Raw genomic sequence first — 7236 nt, 5'->3', positions numbered from 1 at the left:
CTAGAAGTTCATCTCATCGGTGGATCCAGGTTAAGTCCCTGCTCGCGACCCACTTGGCCGATATTTGAGCGGGCCGTCCCGCCCGTGACGTTGTATTTGTCCAGGTACTTGCCGATCCGGCTCGGGAAGACGTAGCTCAGCGGAGTGTAAACCGCAAGAGTGAGTTCCTGGAGCTGGTCGAATATCTCGTTGTAGGTGGGCGCCTGGGGTAGCTCGCTCAGAGCGGGGCGTAGGGAGACCGGGGGGAGGCGTCGAGGGAACGCGCCGATGTCCGACATGTCGTAGAAGGCCTGAATGTGCTTGCGGGATCGGGCAATGGTCACCGCGTCGAGAAGTTCGAAAAAGTCGAAATCGAGCATGGAGAGGATTCGCTCGGTGGTGCGATCTTCCACTGGGAGGTCGGACCACTCGTTAAAGGCTCGTTGGGCGTCCCGGAATACTGTGTCGATGGTTGCCGAGATGCCGAGGCTCGCGGCGAACTGCTCGGGCTCGCCTTCGTAGGAGAGCTGGAGCTGGTTCTTAAGGTCGGTGAATCGATTGTTGACCGGGGTTGCCGACAGCATGAGGACCTTGGTCTTGACGCCTTCCCGGATAACCTGCCGCATCAGGCGCTGGTAACGAGACTCCTTCTCCTCCGAATAATCGGCATTTCGGAAGTTGTGGGACTCGTCGATCACCACCAGGTCGTAGTTGCCCCAATTGATGCGGTCGAGCCGGATGCCGAGTGATTCCCCGCGTGTCCGGGATAGATCGGTATGGGCGAGGACGTCGTAGTTGAAACGGTCGCCAGCGAAAATATTGGTGGTGAGGTTGGCGTTGTAGTTGGTCCAGTTCTCGGCGAGCTTCTTAGGCGCAAGCACCAGCACTGATTTATTCCGCAACTCATAATATTTGATCACCGCGAGTGCAGTGAACGTCTTTCCTAGGCCGACGCTGTCGGCCAAGATGCAGCCATTAAAGGTCTCCAGCTTGTTGATAATTCCCGTTGCCGCGTCGCGCTGGAAGTTGTAGAGGCTCTTCCACACCAAGGAATCGAGGTAACCGGTCCGATCGTTGGGAAGGACGTCCTCGCTGATGTCGTCCAAGAACTCGGCGAACACGTTGTAGAGGATGAGGAAGTAGATCGATGCCGGGGAGTTCTCGGCGTACGCGGTCGAGATGTGCTCGTGCACGGCATCGGTGACATCTTCGAGTCGAGAAGAGTCGTTCCAAATGGTCTCGAAGAGTTGAAGGTACTGAGCGGCCACGGGGGCGTCGTCGAACTTGTTCACGTAGTTTGACAGCGCGTCGCCCCTCTCGAATCCGAGATCGGTGGTCGTGAATCCCTGGAGGGGGGTGTAAGCCACAGCATCGTCTATCAGGGCCACGGTCTGCATGGCCCCGGACGTGGCGTTTGTCTTGAAGCGAACCTTCTCCCGGATCCACGAGGCACATTCACGAGCAATGGCCTTCTGCGTGAGCTTGTTCCGGAGGCGGATCTCGAACTCGGTGCCGGCCAGGTTCGCTTCGGGAGGTGTGGCGGGGATGAAATACCGCCGCTTCTCTTTGCGGAGCCGATCGGTCGACTCGCCATTGACGAAGGTGGGTGAAGTGAAGACGAATTGCAACTCGTCGATCTTGCGGAGTTCTTCCATGAGTGCCTCAAAGGCGAAGATCGAGAACGTCGACGCGGCGATGCGGACCTTGGAGCCCGGTGCAATAGTCTCGCGGAGGTCGTCGCCGAGCAGGCGATTGACGTTGTCGATGATCTCCATGGTGCTTCTTTCCGTTGAATGCAGCCCGAAGTCACAGGTTAGGTGATTTCCTCGTGTCACACCGCGACCTGGGTGGGGGTGTCTGGCTTGCAGCGTCCTTCTATTCCGCAAGGGTGTCCACAAGCGTCGCTGGGTATGCGCTGCAATGTCTAGAAGGGGACCTTGGCGCGATTCCATGCTTCACGAGGATCAAAGTGATGGAACACCGTGTCAAAGTCCGACATGTCAACCTTGGAAAACGGGTTGTCGAGATAGCGAACCTCATGCGTCCCACCATGGCCTGGGCTGCCCGCCACCAGCGCAAGCCGGTACCGGGGCTGCGAGTTCTTTGCCGTCAACACTTGGTTGTGGGACACGGCGTAGCCGTTGGTGCCCGCGGTTAGCGGCGTTACCAGTAACCGGAACGTCTCGCCGGTGGAGGGGTCAGTCGAAAGAATATCGTAGGCGGGATCGCCAACAGTTCGTTGGTAAGGCCGCCTCCCGATAGCGCGCTCGGAGTCCAAAACTGCATCGATCGCGTTCTGCTTTTCCTGGCGTGGTGCAGCAACTGCGAAAGGGTGGTTAGCGAGCGTCGGCAGTGACCCGGCGACTAGCGCCGCCGGCAGGACCAACGCAGCCGAAACGACCAGCGGCGGTTTGTTATCCATGTGCGATTGACGGCTGATCAGGTCGAGTCGTTGATCAAGCCGCGTCTGAAGGGCGGCGGCCTTGCCGCCCAAGCTGGCTGCAGACTCCTGAGGCTTCTCTCCGGCGCGCTCCTTCTGCTCCGCGACACGCACCTCTCGGAGTAGCCGTTCGCGCTCGAACTCGAGCCGCGCCGTGACAAGCACGCGCTGTTTTTCGAGATCGCCAGCTCGTTGCGGCCGAACTTCCTCCAAGTACTCCGGTAAGCGGTGGGTGATGATCCAGCTGACTGCTTTTGATTCGGCATCCTCCAGCCACGGTAGGGCCTTTGCCTCCTGGACGGCAGGGTGGTCCGGTGCGGCTACACAGTCGAGATAGGGGGCAGGCCCAGCGTCGCGAACGCTGCCGTCAGCGCAGGCGTAGGCATAGCTGAAGCGTCGGGAGATGATCTGCCCGGTGCCGTCAACGATTTCCTCCACAACGCCGACGAGCATCAGCGGCTCATCGATGTCAGAAGAGATTAGAACCGTCCCGCGATTGAGAATCCCGGCCAAGGTGGTCACGGTGTGTTCCATGACGGAGTCGTGAAGCGGATGCCCGGGGGCGAGGAGATCTGCACGCAATGAACCCTCAGGCTGCACGGCATCGAGGTCGAACGTCACTCTCTCGTAGCGCGACGCAACCGGGCCGATGTTCGTGTTGCGGAACATGGCCGGCACGTTGGCGATCTCGTAGCGGCCTCTCTCGCGGCGGGCAAGTTTTCCCCCGAAACGACCGAGTGCCGTCTTGAACGCCAACTCGATGTAGTGCGGTTGAAGTCGGCGCGCTCGCGCCTCATCCATTGCTGCCTGAAGGGTCGCAAGGTCGCTTCTCGACATCGACTCTGATGCCAAGGCGGTCTCATCGAGGAGATCCTGTATCCCCTCCGCAATTTCGTGGTCGATAACCTCGTGCATCCGCGCTTTTACTTCTGGGCTCTCGCCGTAGCGGATCGCCTCAATGAGTAGTTCGCGGAGGGTCGTGTCGGTGAATGCAGCGCCCAGGACGTCAAAGACCTTCCCCCCATAGGCGCGCCGCTGTTCGTCGATCTTGCCCAGCAGCGCCGCGAAGACCTCACCCTCGCGCGTGTTGGAGGCGACCAGATTCCACAGCCTGCATACCTGTGTCTGGCCGATGCGGTGAATTCTGCCGAAACGCTGTTCAATGCGGTTGGGATTCCATGGCAGGTCATAGTTCACCATCAGGTGAGCAGCCTGGAGGTTAATGCCTTCGCCCGCGGCATCGGTCGCAATCATGATCTGGCAGGCAGGGTTCTTGGTGAACTCCTCTGTGACGGCGCGCCGTTCGGTTCGACGGACGCCACCATGAATCGCGACCACCGCACCTGGCCGGCGGATCAGCGTCTCGATCCGGACGGTCAGGTAGTTCAGGGTGTCCCGATGCTCGGTGAAGATGATGAGCTTGCGAGGCCTCCCTGTGTCATCCAGCGGGATGACGTTCGTTTCGAGGATCTGCTGGAGCTCGGACCACTTCTTGTCCTCGCCGCTATCGAGTAGTCGCTGTGCAACTCGCGCCAGGGACGTGAGTTCGGCGATCTCCGCGTCGAGTTCGGCGATCGACTCAGCCGCGGTCGCGGCATCGAGCACACTTTCCTCGAACTCCTCGATCTCGCTGGAGAGATAGGAGTCGGAATCGATCGCCCCGACTTCGAGCGCCGGAATCGGTCGACGATATGTCCCGTCCGCGATGGCCGTCTTGGTCTTGGCCAGGCGGTCTGCGCGCCTGAGGAGGCTTCGCAGGATGGCCTCCGGGCTGGACGCGAGTCGCCGCTGAAGAACGGTGAGCGCGAACCCGATGGTGTTTCTACGTTTGCCGTCCAAGAGGTTCGCTGCGCGGTTCATGCCATTGCGGACGTAGTCCGTGACTTGGTCGTACAGCGCCATTTCTAGGTTGGTCAACTCATATGGAATCGACTCGGCCACGCGCTCTGGGAAAAGCCTGCGACCCTCAAAGGTCAGAAGGTCCTCCTTGACCATCCTTCGCATCACGTCACTGGTGTCGACGGCGGTTTCACGCTTGCCGGTGAACCGGTCCTTGTCCAGGAGGCTGAGCAAGAGCTGGAAGTCGCCTTCCTTGCCCGAGTGCGGGGTGGCGGTCATGAGGAGGAAATGCCGTGAGATCTCGCCGAGGAGCTCGCCCAACTGGAAGCGCTTGGTCTTCTCGAGCTTGTTGCCGAAGTAGTGGGCGCCCATCCGGTGTGCCTCGTCGACGACGGTCAGGTCCCAGTGCGATTCTTGGAGTAGTCGCTGTAACGACTCGTTTCGAGAAATCTGGTCCATCCGCGCGATGAGCAGCGAGTTCTTCTGGAAGACGTTGATGTTGCTGCCGGCCTCGATCATCTCCGTGGTGAGTATGTCGAAGCTGAGACCGAATTTGAAGAAGAGCTCGTCCTGCCACTGTTCGACAAGACCGCCCGGAGCCACGATCAGGCAACGTTGAACGTCCTCTCGGAGGATTAGCTCCTTGATGTAGAGCCCCGCCATGATGGTCTTTCCCGCGCCGGGATCATCTGCAAGGAGAAATCGAAGCGGCGTCCGGGGAAGAAGCTCTCCGTATACCGCGCGAATCTGGTGGGGTAGCGGCTGCACGTTGCTTGTCGCCACGGCGAGCATGGGGTCGTATGCGCCGGCGAGCTTGATGCGCTGCGCCTCGGCAACCAGCTTGAACTCTGACGCATCGGCGTCGAAGGCACGACTCCCGGAGGTCGTGATGGACAGCTCCGACTCGTGGCGACGAAACACGATCCGTTGGTCAACGCCCCCGGAAGAGGTCTTGTATGTGATCTCGACGGTGTCCGGTCCGTGCGGTTGTGCGTAGATCACTTGGACCACCTCGTGAGGAACGAGCCCCGTGAGCTTGATACCTGAGATCAGTTCTTCGAGTTTCACTTCTGCTCCTCTGCGGCCGCTGTGGCGCGTTTCGCACGCCGGCACGGTCCAGTTAAGCTTGTTCTTAAACGATCGTCCAAGGGGTGGCAGTTGAATCGAGATGGACGCAAGCGGCTGAGTGGTGTCATCGGAGATATCCGAGAGATGGCTACCTTGGCCGACACGGTTCGCCACCAATCCTCACACTTGCCCATTTCCGCCGGCTACGACCCGGCTGTTGAACTACCGTTCCTGGACGTACTTGCCAAGGTCGTCCTCTCCGGGGACCTGGACACGGCTGAACCCGTCACTAGAGTCACATTATTCTCAGGAAGAAAGAAGCTCGAGCCCGCGCATGCCGCCGGCCAGCGGCTCTTGGCATTCCATCAGCGTGTCGGTGAAGTTGGCGCCGACATAGCTCTGACCCGATACGCAGATGATCTTCAACGTCGCCTGGGCGCGGAGCGCGCGGAGCTCGAGTCAGCACTGAAGAGACTCAGCGATCTGGAAGCGGTAGCGCGGGGAACGTTCTCCGATGTGGCGCATATGCCGATCACTAGGTCCGGTGTGCTTTCGGCGGCACGCTGGGAGACCTGCGAGCTGTTCCTTCAATCCGCCAGCCCGACGCTGACTCAGGTGAGGCGCTTCGGCAACGCCCAGTTATGCGAGAACAACATGTGCGCCCAAGCTCATGAGGCAGCACGGGAACTCATCGCACTCGATAAGGTCGTACGCGAATCGAAGGCCGACCTGACTATTACTTCGGCCCGGGACAGCGCGAAGAAGCAGCTCCGCTCCGAACGTGCGGTACTTGAGAAGCTCCTCAGTGATATGTCCAGATGGGAAGAGTCGGCTGGGGCCCTGCTCAGCTCAAGAGACCGCGCTGAAAGCGCGGTGATCGGTCGGCTAAGCGATCTGGAACGCCATGGCGTGGAGACGAAGCTATCCAGCGGCTCTGTTCGCCTGCTGCCGTTGGTCGAGTCTGACAACGACGTCTTAGCGGCCAACTTGCGAGTTCTCGCCGACGCTGGATTCTCGGACGATGACCGTCGGGTCCTCCAATCGATTCGCGACAATGCGGGGGACCATACACGCAAGCTGTCGATGGCACTCGGCTCCGGTGGAGGTTGTCAGCGTGACGATTCGTGCATGGCGATCCATGACGAGACCGCGGGTCTCATCAGCGAGGCGACCGCAATGGGGGCGGATCTGGAAAGGCTGACCCCGGCCAGCTCAAAGAAGAAGCGCAGTCTCAACACCATCACGGCTCCGGAACTTGGTTTGCACCACTTCCTTGTTCAGGAGGCTGACGCGATTGAGCTCATCGACGGAGCGCTGACTGAACGATCGAAGACGGGTTTGGCGGCTGTCGTCGATGCTGGCGGAGCGCTCAAGAAGGCGGTCTCCGACGTCAAGAAATCAGCTGAACAGGTCCACGCGGCGGATGTGGTCCGTTCCCTCCGGGGAATGGACCTCGAGGTTCTGAGGAAGGCTGCGGAGGGCGCGATCCGAGTGTCGGCACTGTCCAACGCAGGGCTGAATACTGTGTATGACGTGGTCCAGATCGGCGATGCGTCGAAGCTGGTGCGTCTGGAAGGGCTCGGAGAGGCAACCGCGATCGGCACAGAACAGGCAGCCCGACGGTTGTTTGAAGCAGTACGTGAAGAGACCCCCGTGCGGATCGACGTAAAGCGCAGGGACGATCGCACGGAGAAGATGCTCCGTGCACTGCGGCGCTGGTACGACCTTCGAACTTCTTCGCCAAGCGATGACGAAGTCGCACTCGCCACGGCACTGACGAAACTCTACAAGTCCAGCTCGAAGGTCACCCACGTTCTTTGCTACCCGTGCGGAGAGAACCAGTTTCCGCGGGATGTTGTGCCTACGTTGACGTCAGCACTAAGCCTGGATCCACCGATGAGATGAACTTC

General features: G+C 60.0%; 3 protein-coding genes. 1 reads left to right on the top strand and 2 read right to left on the bottom strand.

The annotated features are described in order from the left end of the window. Window positions 1-8 precede the first annotated feature (8 nt). The gene (locus G6024_RS13625) at window positions 9-1754 is read right to left on the bottom strand and encodes an SNF2-related protein (protein ID WP_159148938.1); all 1746 of its coding nucleotides are present in this window, start codon (window positions 1752-1754) and stop codon (window positions 9-11) included. A 149-nt stretch (window positions 1755-1903) separates the two neighbouring features. Continuing rightward, on the bottom strand, window positions 1904-5326 hold the full coding sequence (locus G6024_RS13620) for a helicase-related protein (protein ID WP_159148937.1): 3423 nt from the start codon (window positions 5324-5326) through the stop codon (window positions 1904-1906). A gap of 144 nt (window positions 5327-5470) precedes the next feature. Between G6024_RS13620 and G6024_RS13615 the strand changes: the two genes are divergently transcribed. After that, a complete protein-coding gene (locus G6024_RS13615; RefSeq protein WP_159148936.1) occupies window positions 5471-7231 on the top strand; it encodes a hypothetical protein in 1761 nt (586 codons plus the stop codon). The last annotated feature ends 5 nt before the right edge of the window (window positions 7232-7236 follow it).

The sequence above is a fragment of the Dietzia maris genome (assembly GCF_014144855.1).
Classification (GTDB): domain Bacteria; phylum Actinomycetota; class Actinomycetes; order Mycobacteriales; family Mycobacteriaceae; genus Dietzia; species Dietzia kunjamensis.
The sequence above is the reverse complement of the archived record's forward strand: the minus strand, read 5'-3'. Positions and strand labels throughout refer to the sequence as shown.

What these genes read in the sequence shown, in the direction of transcription:
- G6024_RS13615 (WP_159148936.1), top strand. Translation starts at nt 5,471, where the DNA reads ATGGCTACCTTGGCCGACACGGTTCGCCACCAATCCTCACACTTGCCC.
- G6024_RS13625 (WP_159148938.1), bottom strand. Translation starts at nt 1,754, where the DNA reads ATGGAGATCATCGACAACGTCAATCGCCTGCTCGGCGACGACCTCCGC.